At 61.7% G+C, this 19,576-nt stretch carries 15 protein-coding genes; 6 read left to right on the forward strand and 9 right to left on the reverse strand.

From position 1 onward, the window contains the following. Nucleotides 1–115 precede the first annotated feature (115 nt). The 5 genes from aroB (at nt 116) to hemE (ending at nt 10,333) form a co-directional block, all read left to right on the forward strand. Nucleotides 116–1,216: a 3-dehydroquinate synthase gene (gene aroB, locus K0H48_RS03885; RefSeq protein WP_138817200.1), complete on the forward strand. Its 1,101-nt coding sequence runs from the start codon at nt 116–118 to the stop codon at nt 1,214–1,216. Nucleotides 1,217–1,226: 10 nt separating this feature from the next. After that, nucleotides 1,227–2,795 carry an AAA family ATPase gene (locus K0H48_RS03890; RefSeq protein WP_219266459.1) on the forward strand — a complete coding sequence of 523 codons (1,569 nt, stop codon included), beginning with the start codon at nt 1,227–1,229 and terminating at the stop codon, nt 2,793–2,795. A 350-nt stretch (nt 2,796–3,145) separates the two neighbouring features. Beyond that, entirely contained in the window at nt 3,146–7,591 is a 4,446-nt protein-coding gene (gene gltB, locus K0H48_RS03895) for a glutamate synthase large subunit (RefSeq protein ID WP_219266460.1), read from the forward strand. Nucleotides 7,592–7,623: 32 nt separating this feature from the next. Further along, entirely contained in the window at nt 7,624–9,042 is a 1,419-nt protein-coding gene (locus K0H48_RS03900) for an FAD-dependent oxidoreductase (protein ID WP_003187920.1), read from the forward strand. Nucleotides 9,043–9,265: 223 nt separating this feature from the next. Continuing rightward, complete coding sequence (gene hemE / locus K0H48_RS03905) at nt 9,266–10,333, forward strand: uroporphyrinogen decarboxylase (protein WP_219266461.1); 1,068 nt, start codon at nt 9,266–9,268, stop codon at nt 10,331–10,333. A gap of 117 nt (nt 10,334–10,450) precedes the next feature. Here the strand turns inward: hemE and K0H48_RS03910 are convergent, their stop codons facing one another. Beyond that, nucleotides 10,451–11,725 (reverse strand): MFS transporter, encoded by a 1,275-nt coding sequence (locus tag K0H48_RS03910; protein ID WP_200431715.1) that lies wholly within the window; start codon nt 11,723–11,725, stop codon nt 10,451–10,453. A 124-nt stretch (nt 11,726–11,849) separates the two neighbouring features. Between K0H48_RS03910 and K0H48_RS03915 the strand changes: the two genes are divergently transcribed. Next, a complete protein-coding gene (locus K0H48_RS03915) occupies nt 11,850–12,788 on the forward strand; it encodes a LysR family transcriptional regulator (RefSeq protein WP_219266462.1) in 939 nt (312 codons plus the stop codon). 307 nt (nt 12,789–13,095) lie between these two features. Here K0H48_RS03915 and K0H48_RS03920 read toward each other — a convergent pair whose 3' ends face one another. The 8 genes from K0H48_RS03920 to K0H48_RS03955 are packed head-to-tail and all read right to left on the reverse strand — an operon-like array spanning nt 13,096 to nt 19,571. Beyond that, complete coding sequence (locus K0H48_RS03920) at nt 13,096–13,515, reverse strand: hypothetical protein (protein ID WP_219266463.1); 420 nt, start codon at nt 13,513–13,515, stop codon at nt 13,096–13,098. A 26-nt stretch (nt 13,516–13,541) separates the two neighbouring features. Then, complete coding sequence (locus tag K0H48_RS03925; protein ID WP_219266464.1) at nt 13,542–14,768, reverse strand: beta-ketoacyl-ACP synthase; 1,227 nt, start codon at nt 14,766–14,768, stop codon at nt 13,542–13,544. Further along, nucleotides 14,768–15,496: a 3-oxoacyl-ACP reductase FabG gene (gene fabG, locus K0H48_RS03930; protein ID WP_219266465.1), complete on the reverse strand. Its 729-nt coding sequence runs from the start codon at nt 15,494–15,496 to the stop codon at nt 14,768–14,770. Before fabG ends, K0H48_RS03925 begins: the two co-directional genes overlap by 1 nt. Continuing rightward, nucleotides 15,493–15,954 (reverse strand): hotdog family protein, encoded by a 462-nt coding sequence (locus tag K0H48_RS03935; RefSeq protein ID WP_056860605.1) that lies wholly within the window; start codon nt 15,952–15,954, stop codon nt 15,493–15,495. Before K0H48_RS03935 ends, fabG begins: the two co-directional genes overlap by 4 nt. Further along, nucleotides 15,951–17,117, reverse strand: coding sequence for a beta-ketoacyl-[acyl-carrier-protein] synthase family protein (locus K0H48_RS03940; protein WP_219266466.1), 1,167 nt, complete (start codon nt 17,115–17,117; stop codon nt 15,951–15,953). The genes K0H48_RS03935 and K0H48_RS03940 overlap by 4 nt, the downstream gene beginning before the upstream one ends. Next, complete coding sequence (locus K0H48_RS03945; protein ID WP_219266467.1) at nt 17,114–17,596, reverse strand: hypothetical protein; 483 nt, start codon at nt 17,594–17,596, stop codon at nt 17,114–17,116. Before K0H48_RS03945 ends, K0H48_RS03940 begins: the two co-directional genes overlap by 4 nt. After that, nucleotides 17,593–18,327, reverse strand: coding sequence for a class I SAM-dependent methyltransferase (locus tag K0H48_RS03950; RefSeq protein ID WP_219266468.1), 735 nt, complete (start codon nt 18,325–18,327; stop codon nt 17,593–17,595). Before K0H48_RS03950 ends, K0H48_RS03945 begins: the two co-directional genes overlap by 4 nt. Further along, nucleotides 18,324–19,571: an NAD(P)/FAD-dependent oxidoreductase gene (locus K0H48_RS03955; protein WP_368862089.1), complete on the reverse strand. Its 1,248-nt coding sequence runs from the start codon at nt 19,569–19,571 to the stop codon at nt 18,324–18,326. Before K0H48_RS03955 ends, K0H48_RS03950 begins: the two co-directional genes overlap by 4 nt. Between the last annotated feature and the right edge of the window lie 5 nt (nt 19,572–19,576).

Genomic DNA, 19,576 nt, shown 5'->3' on the forward strand with positions numbered 1-19,576 from the left:
CCGAAATGCGCTATTCTCGGCGGCGTGCCATCACCCTTCGGGGTATGGCGCAGAGCCATCAGGCGACGAAAATCCGAGCGTTGCCGATCGTACATATTTCTTCACGCGGGGACACATGCAGACACTTAAGGTCGATCTAGGCGAGCGCAGCTACCCAATCCATATTGGCGAAGGTTTGTTGGACCTGCCCGAGTTGCTCGCACCGCACATTGCCGGTCGGCAAGTGGCGATCATCTCCAATGAAACGGTCGCGCCGCTGTATCTTGAGCGTCTGAGCCGCAGCCTTGCGGCCTACTCGGTGATTTCGGTGATCCTGCCTGACGGCGAGGCGCACAAGAATTGGGAAACCCTGCAACTGATTTTTGATGGCCTGCTGACTGCACGGCATGACCGGCGTACCACGGTGGTTGCCCTGGGCGGCGGCGTGATCGGCGACATGGCCGGCTTTGCCGCAGCCTGCTACCAGCGCGGCGTGGACTTTATCCAGGTGCCGACCACCTTGTTGTCCCAGGTCGATTCGTCGGTGGGCGGCAAGACCGGCATCAATCACCCGCTGGGCAAGAACATGGTCGGCGCGTTCTATCAGCCGCAAGCCGTGCTGATCGACACCGCAACCCTCAACACCCTGCCGCCGCGAGAGCTGTCGGCCGGCCTGGCAGAAGTCATCAAGTACGGGCTGATTTGTGACGAACCGTTCCTGACCTGGCTCGAAGAACACATGGACGCCCTGCGTGCCCTGGACCAGGTGGCACTCACCGAAGCGATTTCCCGCTCATGCGCCGCCAAGGCGCTGGTGGTGAACGCCGACGAACGGGAGTCCGGCGTACGCGCCACCCTGAACCTGGGCCACACCTTCGGCCATGCGATCGAAACGCACATGGGCTATGGTGTGTGGTTGCATGGGGAAGCCGTAGCGGCTGGCACGGTAATGGCTCTGGAAATGTCGCAACGCCTGGGCTGGATCAGCGCCCAGGAGCGTGATCGCGGCATCCAGCTGTTCCAGCGCGCCGGTTTGCCGGTTATTCCGCCGCAAGAGATGACCGAGGCGGATTTCCTCGAACATATGGCAATCGACAAGAAAGTGATCGACGGTCGCCTGCGACTGGTACTGCTGCGCCATATGGGCGAAGCGGTAGTGACCGACGATTATCCGAAAGAGATTTTACAGGCCACGCTGGGAGCGGATTACCGCGCCCTGGCCCAGCTTAAAGGTTAATAAGATCCCGATGACTAGTTTGCATGCCGACGAGGCGTTCCTCGGCCACTACCAGTTAAGCCACGACCCATTTGCTCCGCGGGTGCCTGGCTTCAAATTCTTCCCTGCCCAGCGCAAGCCGGTGCTCGGTCAGTTGCACCACCTGGCGCGCTACAGCCAACTGTTGCTGGTAGTGACCGGCCCGTTGGGCAGCGGCAAGACCCTGCTGCGCCAGGCGCTGGTTGCGAGTACCAACAAGCAATCGGTACAGAGCGTGGTGGTGTCGGCCCGTGGCGCCGGTGATGCAGCCGGCGTACTGCGCCAGGTGGCCCAGGCGCTGGACGTTGCCAATGCCGAGCCGAACGCGATCCTCAAGCAGGTTGTGCAGTTGGGCCTGACCGGCCAGGAAGTCTACTTGCTGGTGGACGACGCCGAGCAGCTTGACGAATCCGCCCTGGAAGCGCTGCTGGCGCTGGCGGCGGGCACACCGGAAGGGCGCCCGCACGTATTCCTGTTTGGTGAGTCGTCGTTGATTGCCGATCTGGAGCAGATCAGCGGCGAGCAGGAGCTGTTTCACGTTATCGAACTGCAGCCCTACGAAGAGGAAGAAACCCGCGAATACCTGGCTCAACGCCTCGAAGGCGCCGGTGCCGGTATCGAACTTTTCACGGCAAATCAGATCTCTGATATTCACGAAAGCTCCGACGGCTGGCCTGGCACCATCAACCAGGTCGCCCGCGATGCCTTGATCGAAGCCATGATTGCCAGCCGCTCTGCGGTTAAGCGTCCAAAGATGGGGTTTACTATGCCTAAGAAGCACGTATTGGCGATTTCTGCCGTTGTCGTGGTGGCTGTCGCCGCTGCCTGGTTGATCCCGGGTCGCAGCAAGGCACCCGCCACCGCCGGCGCGCCAACCGAACAGGCGCAGTTGCCACTGGGCAAGCCCACGCCAAATGTCGAATTCGCCAACTCCGGCCAACCGACCAACCTGCCGATGGTCGGCCAGCCGGTCATGCGCGGCCCGCTCGCTGAAGCCGCCGGTGGTATCTCCGAAGGTGACGACGGTGTGCCGGTCGAAGGCTCCAGCGCCACACCACCAACCGTGACCACCACCGCACCGCCTGCCGGCGTTCCGGCTGGCCCGGCCGCCGCTCCAGTTGCCAAGCCGACGCCGGCACCGACTGTTGCTACCGCCAAGCCTGCCCCGGTTGCCAAACCTGTCGCGCCTGCGCCAGTGGCCAAGCCGGCACCGGCTGCCAAGCCTGCTGAAAAACCTGCCGCTGTTGCCAAGGCTGCCGCGCCTGCCGCCGCGGGCAGCAGCTGGTACAGCAGCCAGCCAACGGGTAATTTTGTGGTGCAGATCCTGGGTACCAGCTCCGAAGCCAACGCCCAAGCGTTTGTGAAAGAACAGGGCGGCCAGTACCGTTATTTCAAGAAAGTGCTCAACGGCAAGCCTCTCTACGTGATCACGTACGGCAACTTCTCCAGCCGTGACGCAGCGGAATCCGCTATCAAGGCCTTGCCAGCGAAGGTTCAGGCTGGTAAACCTTGGCCTCGCACTGTCGCCAGCGTTCAACAAGAACTCGCAACAGCTCGCTGAAGACCCGGCGGCCTTACCCAGGCCGCTTCTCTCAGCACCTCAAAAAAAACAACAAAGCGTGCAGCCCTGAAGGCCGCGCGCTTTGTGGTGTCTGCGTCACGTAGCTTTTGAGTCGTAGCGGTCAGAATTAAAAAAGTTTTGACTAGCACAGCATATCGCTTTAAACCTTTCATAAATGCGACATAGATTTGCGACATTTCGTCGCTAAATTTGTGAGCGTTCGTGTCGGTGTGTACAATGACCTCCCTTTTGCCCCCGCTAAGCCGGCGTACGTTCGGCGCGGAAGGTAACCGGTTGAATTGAAAAGAAATTTGCCTCGGTATAAGAGGCAGCCTGGTGAGAAAGTGTCTATGAAAGCAGGTCTGTACCAACCCGATGAATTCAAGGATAACTGCGGTTTCGGCCTGATAGCCCACATGCAGGGCGAGCCCAGTCATACCCTTTTGCAAACGGCCATCGAGGCCCTGACCTGCATGACCCACCGCGGTGGGATCAACGCCGACGGCAAGACCGGTGACGGTTGCGGCTTGCTGATTCAAAAGCCCGACCAGTTCCTGCGCGCTGTCGCAAAAGAGCAATTTGCTGTCGACCTGCCCAAGCAGTACGCCGTGGGCATGGTGTTTTTCAACCAGGACCCGGTTAAAGCCCAAGCCGCTCGCGAGAACATGAACCGCGAAATCGTCGCCGCCGGCCTGCAACTGGTTGGCTGGCGCAAAGTGCCGATCGACACCAGCGTGCTCGGCCGCCTGGCCCTGGAGCGCCTGCCGCAGATCGAGCAAGTGTTCATCGCAGGCGATGGCCTCAGCGATCAGGACATGGCGATCAAGCTGTTCACCTCGCGTCGTCGTTCGTCGGTCTCCAACGCCTTGGATACCGACCACTACATCTGCAGCTTTTCGCACAAGACCATCATTTATAAAGGCCTGATGATGCCGGCGGATTTGACCGCCTTTTATCCGGACCTGAGCGACGAGCGCCTGCAAACCGCGATCTGCGTGTTCCACCAGCGCTTCTCCACCAACACCCTGCCGAAATGGCCGCTGGCTCAGCCATTCCGCTTCCTCGCCCACAACGGCGAGATCAACACCATCACCGGCAACCGCAACTGGGCCGTGGCCCGTCGCACCAAGTTCGCCAACGACTTGATGGACCTCGAAGAGCTCGGCCCGCTGGTTAACCGCGTGGGTTCCGACTCCTCCAGCATGGACAACATGCTCGAACTGATGGTCACCGGCGGCATCGACCTGTTCCGTGGTGTGCGCATGATCATTCCGCCTGCGTGGCAGAACGTCGAGACCATGGACCCGGACCTGCGTGCATTCTACGAGTACAACTCGATGCACATGGAGCCGTGGGACGGCCCGGCCGGCGTGGTGATGACCGACGGCCGCTATGCGGTGTGCCTGCTCGACCGTAACGGTCTGCGCCCGGCGCGTTGGGTCACCACCACCAACGGTTTCATCACCCTGGCGTCGGAAATCGGCGTGTGGGACTACAAGCCCGAAGACGTGATCGCTAAAGGCCGTGTAGGCCCAGGCCAGATCCTGGCCGTGGACACCGAAACCGGGCAGATCCTCGACACCGACGCGATCGACAACCGCTTGAAGTCACGTCACCCGTACAAGCAATGGCTGCGCAAGAACGCCCTGCGCATCCAGGCGACCATGGAAGACAACGACCACGGTTCGGCGTTTTACGACGTCGACCAGCTCAAGCAGTACATGAAGATGTACCAGGTCACGTTCGAAGAGCGCGACCAAGTGCTGCGTCCGCTCGGCGAGCAAGGCTATGAGGCGGTCGGCTCCATGGGCGATGACACGCCAATGGCCGTGCTGTCCCAGCGCGTGCGCACGCCGTACGACTATTTCCGTCAGCAGTTTGCGCAGGTCACCAACCCGCCGATCGACCCGCTGCGCGAAGCCATCGTGATGTCGTTGGAAGTGTGCCTCGGTGCCGAGCGCAACATCTTCCAGGAATCGCCTGAGCACGCCTCCCGTGTGATCCTCAGCTCGCCGGTCATTTCCCCGGCCAAATGGCGCTCGTTGATGACCCTGGAGCGTCCAGGTTTCGACCGCCAGATCATCGACCTGAACTACGACGAGAGCCTCGGCCTTGAAGCCGCTGTGCGTAACGTCGCCGATCAGGCTGAAGAAGCTGTGCGCGCCGGCCGTACCCAGATCGTGCTGACCGACCGTCACATCGCCCCAGGCAAGCTACCGATCCACGCCTCCCTGGCCACCGGCGCGGTGCACCACCGCCTGACCGAAAAGGGCCTGCGCTGCGACTCCAACATCCTCGTGGAAACGGCTACTGCCCGCGACCCGCATCACTTTGCCGTGTTGATCGGTTTCGGCGCCTCGGCGGTTTACCCGTTCCTGGCCTACGAAGTGCTGGGTGATTTGATCCGTACCGGTGAAGTGCTGGGCGACCTCTATGAGGTGTTCAAGAACTACCGTAAGGGCATCACCAAGGGCTTGCTGAAGATCCTGTCGAAGATGGGCATCTCCACCGTCACGTCTTACCGTGGCGCACAGCTGTTCGAAGCCATCGGCCTCTCCGAAGAAGTCTGCGAGCTGAGCTTCCGTGGCGTGCCAAGCCGTATCAAGGGCGCGCGTTTCGTCGACATCGAGGCCGAACAGAAAGCCCTGGCAGCCGAAGCCTGGAGCGCGCGCAAGCCGATCCAGCAAGGCGGCCTGCTCAAGTTCGTACACGGTGGCGAATACCACGCCTACAACCCGGACGTGGTCAGCACCCTGCAAGCCGCTGTGCAGCAGGGCGACTACGCCAAGTTCAAGGAATACACCGCGCTGGTGGATAACCGCCCGGTGTCGATGATCCGCGATTTGTTCAAGGTGAAGACCCTGGACACGCCGCTGGCCATCAGCGAAATCGAGCCACTGGAATCGATCCTCAAGCGCTTCGATTCCGCCGGTATCTCTTTGGGTGCCTTGTCGCCCGAGGCCCACGAAGCCCTGGCTGAAGCCATGAACCGCCTGGGTGCGCGTTCCAACTCCGGCGAAGGCGGTGAAGACCCGGCGCGCTACGGCACCATCAAGAGTTCGAAAATCAAGCAGGTCGCCACTGGCCGCTTTGGTGTGACCCCGGAATACCTGGTCAACGCCGAAGTGCTGCAGATCAAAGTCGCCCAAGGCGCCAAGCCCGGTGAAGGCGGCCAGCTGCCTGGCGGCAAGGTCAACGGTTTGATCGCCAAGCTGCGTTACGCAGTGCCGGGCGTCACCCTGATTTCGCCGCCGCCGCACCACGACATCTATTCGATTGAAGACTTGTCGCAGCTGATTTTCGACTTGAAACAAGTCAACCCGCAGGCGCTGGTCTCGGTGAAACTCGTGGCAGAAGCCGGCGTGGGCACCATCGCTGCCGGTGTGGCCAAGGCCTATGCTGACCTGATCACCATTTCCGGCTATGACGGCGGCACCGGCGCTTCACCGCTGACGTCCATCAAGTATGCCGGCGCACCCTGGGAACTCGGCCTGGCCGAAACCCACCAGACCCTGCGCGGCAACGACCTGCGCGGCAAGGTGCGGGTGCAGACCGACGGCGGCCTGAAAACCGGCCTCGACGTGATCAAGGCTGCGATCCTCGGAGCCGAAAGCTTCGGCTTCGGCACCGCGCCCATGATCGCCCTGGGCTGCAAATACCTGCGCATCTGCCACCTGAACAACTGCGCCACCGGCGTCGCCACTCAGAACGAGAAGCTGCGCAAGGATCACTACATCGGCACCGTCGACATGGTGGTGAATTTCTTCACCTACGTCGCCGAAGAGACCCGTGAGTGGCTGGCCAAGCTGGGCGTGCGTTCGCTGGAAGAGCTGATCGGTCGTACCGACTTGCTCGACATCCTCGAAGGCCAGACCGCCAAGCAACAGCACCTGGACCTGACGCCGCTGTTGGGCAGCGATCACATCCCGGCAGACAAGCCACAATTCTGCCAGGTGGACCGCAACCCGCCGTTCGACAAAGGCCTGTTGGCCGAGAAGATGGTCGAAATGGCCAGTTCCTCGATCAATGACGCCAGCGGTGGCGACTTTGCCCTGGATATCTGCAACTGCGACCGTTCGATCGGCGCACGTATCTCCGGCGAAATCGCGCGCAAGCACGGCAACCAAGGCATGGCGAAAGCGCCGATCACCTTCCGCTTCAACGGCACTGCCGGCCAGAGCTTCGGCGTGTGGAACGCTGGCGGCCTGCACATGTACCTCGAAGGCGACGCCAACGACTACGTGGGCAAGGGCATGACCGGCGGCAAGCTGGTGATCGTTCCGCCTAAAGGCAGCATCTACAAGACCCAGGACAGTGCCATCATCGGCAACACCTGCTTGTACGGTGCCACCGGTGGCAAGCTGTTTGCGGCGGGTACTGCCGGTGAGCGCTTCGCCGTGCGTAACTCCGGTGCCCACACCGTGGTGGAAGGCACTGGCGATCACTGCTGCGAGTACATGACCGGTGGTTTTGTCGCGGTACTGGGCAAGACCGGTTACAACTTCGGTTCGGGCATGACCGGCGGTTTCGCCTACGTGCTCGACCAGGACAACACCTTCGTCGACAAGGTCAACCACGAGTTGGTCGAGATCCAGCGGATCAGCGGCGAAGCCATGGAATCCTACCGGAACCACTTGCAGCACGTGCTGGACGAGTACGTTGAGGAAACAAACAGCGAATGGGGCCGTAACCTCGCCGAAAACCTCGATGATTACCTGCGTCGTTTCTGGCTGGTCAAGCCCAAGGCTGCCAACCTGAAATCGTTGCTTTCCAGCATCCGTGCCAACCCGCAGTGATATGCGCCTGAAGAGTTTGATGAGGTTTTAACATGGCTGAACGTCTGAATAACGACTTCCAGTTCATCGATGTCGGGCGCAAAGATCCGAAGAAGAAACTGTTGCGTCAACGCAAGAAAGAGTTCGTGGAAATCTACGAACCCTTCAAACCCCAGCACTCGGCCGACCAGGCCCACCGCTGCCTGGGTTGCGGTAACCCGTATTGCGAATGGAAGTGCCCGGTGCACAACTTCATTCCCAACTGGCTCAAGCTGGTGGCCGAGGGCAACATCCTCGCCGCCGCCGAGCTGTCGCACCAGACCAACACCCTGCCGGAAGTCTGCGGCCGGGTGTGCCCGCAAGATCGTCTGTGCGAGGGTGCCTGCACCCTTAACGACGGTTTCGGCGCGGTGACCATCGGTTCGGTGGAGAAGTACATCACCGACACCGCGTTCGCCATGGGCTGGCGCCCGGACATGTCCAAGGTCAAGCCGACCGGCAAGCGCGTTGCGATCATCGGCGCAGGCCCGGCGGGCCTGGGCTGTGCCGACGTGCTGGTGCGTGGCGGCGTGACCCCGGTGGTGTTCGACAAGAACCCGGAAATCGGCGGCCTGCTGACCTTCGGCATTCCCGAGTTCAAGCTGGAAAAAACCGTACTGAGCCATCGTCGTGAAGTCTTCACCGGCATGGGTATCGAGTTCCGTCTCAATACCGAAATCGGCAAAGACATCACCATGGAGCAACTGCTCGCCGAATACGATGCCGTGTTCATGGGCATGGGCACCTACACCTACATGAAGGGCGGCTTTGCCGGTGAGGACCTGCCGGGCGTGTATGACGCGCTGGACTTCCTGATCGCCAACGTCAACCGCAACCTGGGCTTTGAAAAGTCGCCGGAAGATTTCGTCGACATGAAAGGCAAGAAGGTCGTGGTGTTGGGCGGTGGTGACACCGCGATGGACTGCAACCGTACTTCGATTCGCCAGGGCGCCAAGTCGGTGACCTGTGCTTATCGCCGTGACGAGGCCAACATGCCCGGCTCGCGCAAAGAGGTGAAGAACGCCAAAGAAGAAGGCGTGAAATTCCTCTACAACCGTCAGCCGATCGCCATCGTCGGTGAAGACCGTGTTGAAGGTGTGAAGGTGGTCGAGACCCGTCTCGGCGAGCCGGACGCCCGTGGCCGTCGCAGCCCTGAGCCGATCCCGGGCTCCGAAGAAATCATCCCGGCTGACGCCGTGGTCATCGCCTTCGGTTTCCGCCCAAGCCCGGCGCCGTGGTTCGAGCAGTTCGAAATCCAGACCGACAGCCAGGGCCGCGTGGTAGCCCCGGAACAAGGCCAGTACAAGCACCAGACCAGCAACCCGAAAATCTTCGCCGGTGGCGATATGGTGCGCGGTTCTGACCTGGTAGTGACCGCGATCTTCGAAGGCCGCAACGCCGCCGAAGGCATCCTGGATTACCTGCAGGTCTGATGATCGTTCCCACGCTCTGCGTGGGAATGCAGCCAGGGACGCTCTGCGTCCCGACTGGCGTGACGCGGAGCGTCACAGGAGGCGTTACCACGCGGAGCGTGGGAACGATCTTGCGGCGGCATTACCGCGACAAATTGACCCGATAGACAAAAGGCACGGCTCACTCCGTGCCTTTTGCGTCGCGCTCTGAGAAAATGCCCGCACTTTTTTTGCGGATGCCGACATGACTGCCCTCAAGAACGACCGTTTCCTTCGTGCCCTGCTCAAGCAACCCGTAGACGTCACGCCCGTGTGGATGATGCGTCAGGCCGGTCGCTACCTGCCGGAATACCGCGCCAGTCGCGCCAATGCCGGCGACTTCATGAGCCTGTGCATGAACCCGGAGTTCGCCTGCGAAGTCACGATGCAGCCGCTGGACCGCTACCCACAACTGGACGCGGCCATCCTCTTCTCCGACATCCTCACCATCCCTGACGCCATGGGCCAAGGCCTGTACTTCGAGACCGGCGAAGGCCCGCGCTTCAAGAAAGTCGTCAGCACCCTGGCGGATATCGAAGCCCTGCCGATCCCGGACCCGCACAAAGACCTGGGCTACGTGATGGACGCCGTGAGCACCATCCGCCGCGAGCTTAATGGCCGCGTGCCGCTGATCGGCTTCTCCGGCAGCCCATGGACCCTGGCCACCTATATGGTCGAAGGCGGCTCGTCGAAAGACTTCCGCAAGACCAAGGCCATGCTCTACGACAACCCGCAAGCCATGCACCTGCTGCTGGACAAGCTGGCGCAGTCGGTCACCAGCTACCTCAACGGCCAGATCATGGCCGGCGCGCAAGCGGTGCAGATCTTCGACACCTGGGGCGGCAACCTGTCGGCGGCGGCGTACCAGGAGTTCTCCCTGGCCTATATGCGCAAAATCGTCAGCGGCCTGATCCGTGAACACGAGGGCCGCAAAGTGCCGGTGATCATGTTCACCAAAGGCGGCGGCCTGTGGCTGGAAAGCATTGCTGATGCGGGCGCCGATGCACTGGGCCTGGATTGGACCTGCGACCTCGGCGACGCCCGCCGTCGCGTCGGCAACCAGGTAGCGCTGCAAGGCAACATGGACCCGACCGTGCTGTACGCCAACCCGGAAGCGATCCGCACCGAAGTCGGCCGCATCCTGGCCAGTTATGGCAAGGGCAGCGGGCACGTGTTCAACCTCGGCCATGGCATCACCCCGGAAGTGAACCCCGAGCACGCTGGCGCGTTCCTGCGCGCAGTGCATGAGCTGTCGGCGCAATACCACGAGTAAAACTCAAACCAAATGTGGGAGCTGGCCTGTCGAATCGTCGCACCGCTGCGATAGCGGTGGTGAATTCACTATTGCTATCGCAGGCAAGCCAGCTCACACATTAAAAGCATGACTGCGTCAGGCTTTTACGTGCCCCAGCGGCGGCAACTTCGCCAGCTTCAGCGCCACCAGCAGCGCACCCATCAGCAACGCCACGATAAACCCGCCAATCCCGTTCCACCCGGCAAAGTGCCAGAAGAACCCGCCCGCCGTCCCCGCGATACTCGACCCCACGTAGTAACAGAACAGGTACAGCGACGACGCCTGTCCTTTGGCCTTCACTGCGCGCCGCCCAATCCAGCTGCTGGCCACCGAATGCGCGCCGAAGAAGCCGAAGGTGAAGATCAGCATGCCCGGCACCACCAGCCACAGCGGCGTGAACAGGGTCAGCAGCATCCCTGACAGCATCAGGACGATGGTGCCCCACAGCACGCGACGGCGGCCGAGGCGGTCAGCCAGGGAGCCGATTTTCGCCGAGCTGTAGATGCCCGACAGGTACACCAGCGACAGCAGGCCGACCACCGCCTGGCTCAGCTCGTAGGGTGAGGCCAACAGGCGATAGCCGATGTAGTTGAACATCGTCACAAACGCGCCCATCAGCAGGAAGGCTTCGAGGAACAACCACGGCAGGCCCGCGTCCTTGAAGTGCATGACAAAACCGTCCACCAGGTTGCGCGGCTTGAGGCTGCTGGCGCGGAAGTTGCGCGATTCGGGGAGGATTTTCCAGAACACCGTGGCGGCGATCAGCGCCAAGGCGCCGATGATCAGCATCGCGGTGTGCCAGCTGACAAAGTCGATCAACACGCCGATGATCAGGCGCCCGCTCATGCCGCCAATCGCGTTGCCGCCGATGTACAGGCCCATGGCCAGGCCGATGTGCTGGGGGTGGATCTCTTCACTCAGGTACGTCATCGCCACGGCGGCCAAGCCGCTTAACGACAGGCCCACCAGCGCACGCATCAGCAGAATGCCTTCCCAGGTCGGCATCAAGCCGCTGGCGATGGTCGCCAGCGCGGCACAGAACAATGCAGCAACCATCACCGGCTTGCGTCCCAAACGGTCGGAAATCGGCCCGGTGATCAGCAGGCCCAGCGCCAGCATCGCCGTGGCGACAGAGAGGATCAGGCTGCTTTGCGCCGCATTGATGGAAAACTCGTGGGACAGCGCCGGCATCATCGGTTGCACGCAGTACAGCAGGGCAAAGGTGGCAAACCCGCCGGAGAACAGCGCCAGCACCGTGCGCATGAACATCGGCGTGCCTTTTTCGATGTACTCGTCATTGAGCTGAGCGACCACCTCATCCAAAGCGGTGGGCGGGACTTCTTGAGCGAATGGCGCGACAGCAGATTTCACGGGGACCTCGGGGAGGAAAAGCCTGCCAGGACTGGCAATACGAAAAAGAATATAGCTGCCTAATGATTCTTTCCAATATATTGTTCGACCTGTTTAAGAGCTTTTACGACCTAATGAGGTTTGCATGGAATTGCGTCACTTTCGGTACTTCATTGCCGTCGCCGAAGAGCTGCATTTTGGCCGCGCCGCGCAGGTGCTGGGCATCTCGCAACCGCCGTTGAGCCAGCAGATCCAGGCGCTGGAACAGGAAGTGGGCGCACGTTTGTTTGAGCGTACCAATCGTCGGGTGGAGCTGAGCGAGGCTGGCCGGTTGTTCCTGCAAGAGGCGCGCTTGGTGCTGACGCAAGTGGATAAAGCCGCCGACGTTGCCCGCCGCGCGCAATTGGGCGAGCTGGGCGAACTGAAGATCGGTTTCACCTCGTCGGCGCCATTCAACTCCAGCATTCCACAGGCGATCTTTGCGTTTCGTAAAGCCTACCCGGCGGTGCACCTGAATTTGCAGGAAATGAGCAGCACCGAGGTGGCCGAGTCGCTGGTGGATGAGTCGATTCAGGTCGGCCTGATGCGCCCGCTGCCGTTGCCGGATTCTCTGAGCGTGATCGAGTTGATGCGTGAGCCTTTGGTCGCAGTATTGAACGCTGGCCATCCGTTGGTGGAAGGCAGCGAGCGCGGCCTGCACCTGGCGCAACTGGCTGAGGAGCCATTTGTATTTTTCCCGCGTACCTACGGCAGCGGCCTCTACGCTCAACTGCTTAACCTGGCCCGCGATGCCGGCTTCAGCCCGCACTTCGCCCAGGAGGCCGGAGAAGCAATGACCATCATCGGCCTGGTGGCGGCGGGGCTGGGGGTGTCGGTGCTGCCGGCGTCTTACCAGCGCATCCGCATTGATGGCGTGGCCTATCGCACCTTGCTCGATCAGGAGGCCGTGACGGCGGTATGGCTGGTGCAGCGCAAGGGCACGCAAACGCCGATGGCCAAGGCCTTTGTGGAGTTGCTAGTGGCGAGCGGGCTTGTTGTGGCGAGCGGGCTTGCCCCGCGTTGGGTTGCGCAGCGACCCCAATAAAAATCACCGCGTTATTTCATGTTGATCACGTTGTCAGGTTTTGGGGCTGCTGCGCAACCCAACGCGGGGCAAGCCCGCTCGCCACATGTACGGTGCTAGCGGTAAGGACGGCGGCGCTTTGCCACCGATTGCAGGCGACCTGTTTTCAGGCATACTGGCCGGGTTCCCGAAAGGGGCTTGTGAGACTCTGAGGATCCTGGGTAACCAGCCATCGCAGAGCCGGGCAGGAAGTGGCGATGACAAGCCGACCTGTTTGTGAAGAGGGCGCCGAAAGGCGCCCTTTGTCGTTTCTGCAGAACGCAAAGCCTTAGTTCTGTTTCAACGCCTCCACGCCATTCATACCCGCACTCTGCAAGCCCGCCATGATGTCGCGATCCAGCATGCTCACCCAGCGGTTGTAGTTGCGATGGATCTTGCCGTCCTTGTAGCCCAGGTCGCGGCTGTCGCGGTAGGTGATGGCGTAGCTGGTGCGGGTGTAGCGGATATCGATTTCGGCGTGGAATTGGTTGCGCACGGTGATTTCGGCCTGCACCAATTGCGGGCTCAGGCGTTGCACGGTCCACTCGCGTTTTTGCAGGGCCGCGACGATCACCTGTTTGATTTTCGCTTCGCTGAGCTGGGCCGTGACCGGCAAGTCGTGCTGGGTGTTGAGCACAGGTTTGTTGGTGCAACCGGCGGTGGTCAGCAGGGCCAGAGTGATCAGGGTGGCGCGTAGCAAGGAAGACATTCCGTTTTCTCCAATCAATTAAAAAATCAGCACCAGCGGCGAAAGATCAGCGAAGTGTTGACGCCGCCAAAGGCAAAGTTGTTGTTCATCACGTAGTCGTTGTGCATCTCGCGAAACCCACCTTGCAGGTAATCCAGCTCGCCGCATTGCGGGTCGACGGTATCCAGGTTGAAGGTGTGCACGTACTGGTCGCGGTTCATCATTTCGATGCTGAACCACGACTCCAGCGCACCGCACGCGCCCAAGGTGTGGCCCAGAAAGCTCTTCTGCGAACTGATCGGCATGCGGCTGCCGAACAGGCTGCTGGTGGCCAGCGTCTCGGCAATGTCGCCCTGGTCGGTGGCGGTGCCATGGCCGTTGACGTAGCCGATGGCGGATGGCTCAAGCCCGGCATCTTCCAGCGCCAGCTCCATGGCGCGGCGCATGGTTTTCTGCTCCGGGCGTGTGGTGTGCTGGCCGTCGGCGTTGCTGCCAAAACCCACCAGTTCGGCGTGGATATGCGCACCGCGTGCCAGGGCGTGTTCCAGTTCTTCGAGCACCAGCATGCCGCCGCCTTCGCCGATCACCAAGCCGTCGCGGCCGCTGTCGTAAGGGCGTGGGCTGGTTTGCGGCGCGTCGTTTTTGAGGCTGGTGGCGTACAGCGCGTCGAACACCATGGCTTCGGTGGGGCACAGCTCTTCAGCGCCGCCGGCAAGCATCAACGGCAAGCGGCCGAACTTGATCGCCTCGTAGGCGTAACCAATGCCCTGGCTGCCGCTGGTGCAGGCGCTGGAGGTCGGGATCAGCCGCCCGGTGAGGCCAAAGAAGATGCTGATATTTGCCGCCGTGGTGTGCGGCATCATGCGCACATAGGAGTTGGCATTCAGCCCCTCGGCCACCGAGTTCAGCAGCATATTGCCGAACGCCTTGATCTCATCGGTGCTGCCGGTGGATGAGCCACAGGCCACGCCCATGCGCCCGTCCTTGATCGATTCGTCACCGAGCAAGCCGGCATCCTGCAACGCTTGCTCCGCCGCCCACACCGCCAAGCGTGAGACGCGGCCCATGCTGCGCAGCTGCTTGCGCGTCCAGTGCGCAGGCACGACAAAATCATCGATAGGCCCGGCCAGGCGCGTGTTCAATTCGGTAAAACGGTCCCACTCATCCATGCGCCGAATACCGCTGCGGTTGGCGCGAAAGTTGGCGGCGATGCTGTCCCAATCGCTGCCCAGGGAGGTCATGCCGGCCATGCCGGTGACGACGACGCGTTTCATCAGCACAAGCCCCCATTCACGGCCAGCACTTGGCGCGTGATATAGCCGGCTTCGGCCGACATCAGGAAGTTCACCGCACCGGCGACTTCTTCCGGGGTGCCCATGCGCTGCGCCGGGATCATCTTCATCAGTTCTTCCACCGGCACGTTTTCATCCAGCATTGCCGTGTCGATCAAGCCTGGGGCGACGCAGTTGACAGTGATCTTGCGCTTGCCCAGCTCAATCGCCAGCGCCTTGGCTGCGCCGATCAACCCGGCTTTGGAGGCACTGTAGTTGACCTGGCCACGGTTGCCGATCAATCCGGAAACCGAAGTGATACAGACGATACGGCCAGCCGCGCGACGACGAATCATCGGCATCATCACCGGGTGCAGCACGTTGTAAAAACCGTCCAGATTGGTGCGCATCACCACATCCCAATCGTCTTCCGAGAGAGCCGGGAACGCACCGTCGCGGGTCAGGCCGGCGTTGAGCACCACGCCGTAATAGGCGCCATATTGCTCCACGTCGGCCTCAAGGATTTGCTTGCAGCTGGCGCGATCCGCCACATCAAATTGCAGCACCCGTGCCTTGCGACCCAATGCCTCGATCTCGACTTTTACCGCGTCCGCTTCAGCGCGGCCACTGCGGCAATGCAGCACGATGTCATGCCCGGCCTGGGCCAGGCGCAGGGCAATGGCGCGGCCGATGCCACGGCTGGAGCCGGTGACCAGTACGGATTCAGTCATGGCGTTGCGTCCTTCGGTTCTTCTAAATAATTGGCCGCCTGGGGCGGTCGAAATACGTTCAAGCGTGCGCTGGCCTGGATACCGTCGCCGGTGAGGTGGCATTCGAACACACCCATGCCGTTGTCGTCTTCCAGCGAGCGCAGGCCGTGGATGCGTAGCTCGGCACCGGCCGGGAAGTGCTCCACGTTGCATTCAAATTTGCGCGTGCCGAGCAGGAAACCCAGTTCCACTGCCTCGCCATTCTGGCGCGCGCGGCAACCGGCATAGGCGGCGACGCTCTGCGCCATCAGCTCAATGCCGACCCAGGCCGGCAGGCTGCCGTCTGGCCGGTTGAACAGGCCGCCGGGCTTGACGGTGGCGCGGGTGTGGACCTGCTCTTCATCGAACGACAGCACCTGGTCGATCAGGATCATGTCGCCCGCATGGGGCAGCAGTTCGGCGAGTGGCCAATCGATCATGGGGCCTCCGCGATTATCAGGCTGACGTTATTGCCGCCGAAGGCAAACGAGTTGCTCATCAGGCAGCGTTTTTTCAAGGTGTCGCCGGTCTGTGCCCACTGCAACGCGGGCAGCGCCGGATCGGCTTGGCCGTCCCACACATGCGGCGGCACACGGTCATGCATCAGGCTCAACCAACAGAACGCCGCTTCCAGCGCGCCTGCGGCACCGAGGGTGTGGCCGCTCATGGGCTTGGTCGACGAACAGGCTACGCCTTGAGGAAACAGGCTGGCGACGGCCAGGCTTTCCATGGCGTCGTTATGCTGCGTGGCGGTGCCGTGCAGGTTCAGGTAGCCGATGTGTTCCGGTTCAAGTTTGGCACTGGCCAAGGCCTTGCGCATCGACTGCAACGCACCTTTGCCGCTGGGCTCTGGCGCGGAGATATGGTGCGCATCGCAACTGGCGCCGCTGCCGAGCAAGGCAATCGGCGCAGGCGTTTTGGTCATCAGGAACAGCACCGCCGCTTCGCCGATATTGATGCCGTTGCGGTTCACCGAAAACGGATTGCAACGCTCGCTGGAAACCGCTTCCAGCGCGGTAAAGCCGTTCAGCGTCAGCTTGCACAGGCTGTCGACACCGCCGCAGATCACCGCGTCGCACACGCCGAGGTCGAGCAAGCGCTGGGCGCTCATCAGCGCACGGGCGCTGGAGGTGCAAGCAGTAGAAATCACATAGGCCGGGCCGCTGACGTGCAACCAGTCGGCGAGAAAATTCGCCGGAGCGCTGAGTTCCTGTTGCTGGTAGTCATAGTCGCCGGGGAACTGCTGCCCACGCAGGTAATGCGCGATGCCACGGCTGGCCTCGTCGATGCCCGATGTGCTGGTGCCCAGCACAATGCCAACCCGCGAGGCGCCGTAGGTGTGGATTGCCTGGCGCAGCTCGCTTTCAATCTGCACGGCCGCTTCCAGCAGCAACTGGTTATTGCGGCTGCTCTGCGGGCGTAGCTCAGCCGGGATTGCCACCAGCTCGCTGCGCACACCGCCCACCGGCAGCACGCGTTCCGGCACCCAACCGCTTTCGGCGCGCATGCCGGAACAATCGCCGGCAAACAGGTTGCGGCTGACTTCAGCCTGGCCTCGGCCCAGGGCGCAGATCACGCCCAGGGCATTCAGGTAAGCCGTCATCGCGCCGCCCCAAGTGGCGTGATGCGGTAGCTCAACGGCTGGCCCGCCATGTTCACGCTGAACACCTCGGAGGACTGATAGACGATCTGCCAATGCCCCGGCAGCGTGCGCGTCAGGTCCATCGCCTGGGCACGCGGGTACAGCGTGGGCACGTCATCGGCCGAGGTCAGCGCAAACAACAGCGCCGCAAACAACTCACGTGCCTGCGGATTGGGCGGCAGCAAGCCGTCGGCCTGCCACTGGCCATTGACCAGCTTTTGCCGGGCCTGAGGAATGCCCAATGGGTCCATCATCGACCAGCGAATGGCCGCGCCTTCGCGTTGGATCACCAGCAGCCAATCCTGGGTTTGGCCGTCGGCGCGGCGCTGCACATGCAGTTGCATGGGCAAGGCCAGGGCCGGGGTTTTTTCGGGCAGCGGCGGCTGGCTGACACAGGCGCTCAGCAGCAACAGGCAACCTATCAACAGCATACGAATCATGTTTCGGCGCTCGCTAAAGGTTTACGCGCCACGCAGTTGACCAGGGTTTCTTCGCGTTGGCCAACCGGCGGCGGGTTGCGCAGGCCCCAGCGTTCCAGCAGGCCGAAATCGCTGGAGCGACTCCACCACAAATACGGGTACGAAACGTTCTGCGGGCCGAACTCAAAACCCTGCTCGCGCAGCATCTGCAGGTACTCTTCGGCGCTTTTTTGCACATGCATCGGGTGGCGGAACAACCAGCGAATCACCCAGGTGTCGATATAGGCTTCGGTGGATTCGGCAAACAGCAGATAGCCGCCCGGCTTGAGCACGCGATAGAACTCTTTTAAGGCGCGATGCTGTTCAACCAGATGGTGGAAGGTCTGGTGGCAGAACACAATATCGACGCTTGCGTCCGGCACATCGAGCGTGGCGCAGTCGCTGCCGATCAGCTCGATGGCCAAGCCTTGGCGCTTGGCTTCCGCCTGGCTCAGCTCGAGGCTGTGCGGGTCGGCATCCAGGCCGATCAAGCGCTGTGGTGCGAACACCTGCTGCAAATACTGGAACGACTTGCCCTGGCCGCAACCGGCATCCAGCAACACCGGCGCCACCGGCAGCGGGTCGGTGAACAAGCCGCGTAGGTCGTTGATCGCCACGCGCAAGACGTGGTGCTGCCAGGTGTGGCTGCGCAGGAACCAGAAGCCGAACCGGGTTTCTTCGACGTAGTTTTTACTCAGGTATTGGCTACTCATACTGGCTCATCCGCGCAAATTTCCGAGAGCATCCGCAGGCGCCGCTTGGGCTCGCTGACAAACGGGTTGCGCTCATCCCAGGCGTAACCGGCGAGGATCGAGCTGATCATCCGGCGAATCTCGGGTGAGCTGCCTGGGTGAAAAATCACATCCTGGAAGGTGCCTGCATACCAGCCTTCGACATAGCAACGGAAGGTGTCGACCCCGCGTTTCAGCGGCTCGGCAAACTCGGTTTGCCAGTCGACGGTTTCGCCCTTGAGTTGGCGACTGAGCAAACCCGCCGCCATGCTCGCCGAGCGCATGGCGATGGTCACACCGGAGGAGAATACCGGGTCGAGGAATTCCGCCGCATTGCCCAGCAGCGCAAAGCCTGGGCCGTGCAGGGTTTTAACGTTGGCCGAATAGCCGGCGAGGGTGCGTGCGGGTGTATCCCACACGGCGTGTTGCAGCACGCCCGCCAGGCTTGGCGTCTCAGCGATGAAACCGCGCAGGCAAGCATCGAGATCACTGTCGCGGCCGGCGAAATGTTCTTTCGCCGCCACCACGCCTACCGAGCAGCGGCCATTGCTGAACGGGATGGTCCAGAACCAGATATCGCGCTGGGTCGGATGAGTGGTGACGAGGATTTTGCTGCGATCAAAACCTGGGTGTGTGATGTGATCTTCAACGTGGGTAAACACCGCCTGGCGCACCGGGAAATTCGACGGCGCTTCCAGTTCCAGCAGGCGCGGCAACACGCGGCCGTAGCCGCTGGCATCGAGCACGAATTTGGCCTTGAGGTGATACGCGCTGCCATTCTCGCGGCGCACATGCAGGTAGCGGCTTTCGCCGACGAAATCCACGCCGACGATGCTTTCGCCGTAGCGAATCTCTACGCCTTGCAGTGCTGCCTGATCGGCCAGCAACTTGTCGAACTCGCCGCGCTGCACCTGGAAGGTGGTCGGCTTGCCGTTGCTGAAGGTGTCACTGAAATCAAACGCACTGTAGCGCTCGCCCCAGGCGAACGCCGCACCGGTTTTTACCTGGAAACCTGCCGCCTGCACGGCGTCGAGCATGCCGGCTTCTTCGATAAAGTCGATGCAGTGCGACAGCAGGCTTTCGCCAATCGAGAAGCGTGGGAAATGCTCGCGCTCGATGATCAATACATCATGCCCGTTGCGCTTTAACAGCGCGGCGGCGATAGCGCCGGATGGCCCGGCACCGATCACCACCACCTGGCGACGTTCCATTTCAACTGTGGGCACGAGGG

It is taken from the genome of Pseudomonas sp. Xaverov 259, assembly GCF_019352915.1.
GTDB lineage: Bacteria > Pseudomonadota > Gammaproteobacteria > Pseudomonadales > Pseudomonadaceae > Aquipseudomonas.

Excerpts from the sequence above, each read along its gene's own strand:
- aroB (WP_138817200.1), top strand. The coding sequence starts at position 116 with ATGCAGACACTTAAGGTCGATCTAGGCGAGCGCAGCTACCCAATCCAT.
- K0H48_RS03890 (WP_219266459.1), top strand. The coding sequence starts at position 1,227 with ATGACTAGTTTGCATGCCGACGAGGCGTTCCTCGGCCACTACCAGTTA.
- gltB (WP_219266460.1), top strand. The coding sequence starts at position 3,146 with ATGAAAGCAGGTCTGTACCAACCCGATGAATTCAAGGATAACTGCGGT.
- K0H48_RS03900 (WP_003187920.1), top strand. The coding sequence starts at position 7,624 with ATGGCTGAACGTCTGAATAACGACTTCCAGTTCATCGATGTCGGGCGC.
- hemE (WP_219266461.1), top strand. The coding sequence starts at position 9,266 with ATGACTGCCCTCAAGAACGACCGTTTCCTTCGTGCCCTGCTCAAGCAA.
- K0H48_RS03915 (WP_219266462.1), top strand. The coding sequence starts at position 11,850 with ATGGAATTGCGTCACTTTCGGTACTTCATTGCCGTCGCCGAAGAGCTG.
- K0H48_RS03920 (WP_219266463.1), bottom strand. The coding sequence starts at position 13,515 with ATGTCTTCCTTGCTACGCGCCACCCTGATCACTCTGGCCCTGCTGACC.
- K0H48_RS03925 (WP_219266464.1), bottom strand. The coding sequence starts at position 14,768 with ATGAAACGCGTCGTCGTCACCGGCATGGCCGGCATGACCTCCCTGGGC.
- fabG (WP_219266465.1), bottom strand. The coding sequence starts at position 15,496 with ATGACTGAATCCGTACTGGTCACCGGCTCCAGCCGTGGCATCGGCCGC.
- K0H48_RS03935 (WP_056860605.1), bottom strand. The coding sequence starts at position 15,954 with ATGATCGATTGGCCACTCGCCGAACTGCTGCCCCATGCGGGCGACATG.
- K0H48_RS03940 (WP_219266466.1), bottom strand. The coding sequence starts at position 17,117 with ATGACGGCTTACCTGAATGCCCTGGGCGTGATCTGCGCCCTGGGCCGA.
- K0H48_RS03945 (WP_219266467.1), bottom strand. The coding sequence starts at position 17,596 with ATGATTCGTATGCTGTTGATAGGTTGCCTGTTGCTGCTGAGCGCCTGT.
- K0H48_RS03950 (WP_219266468.1), bottom strand. The coding sequence starts at position 18,327 with ATGAGTAGCCAATACCTGAGTAAAAACTACGTCGAAGAAACCCGGTTC.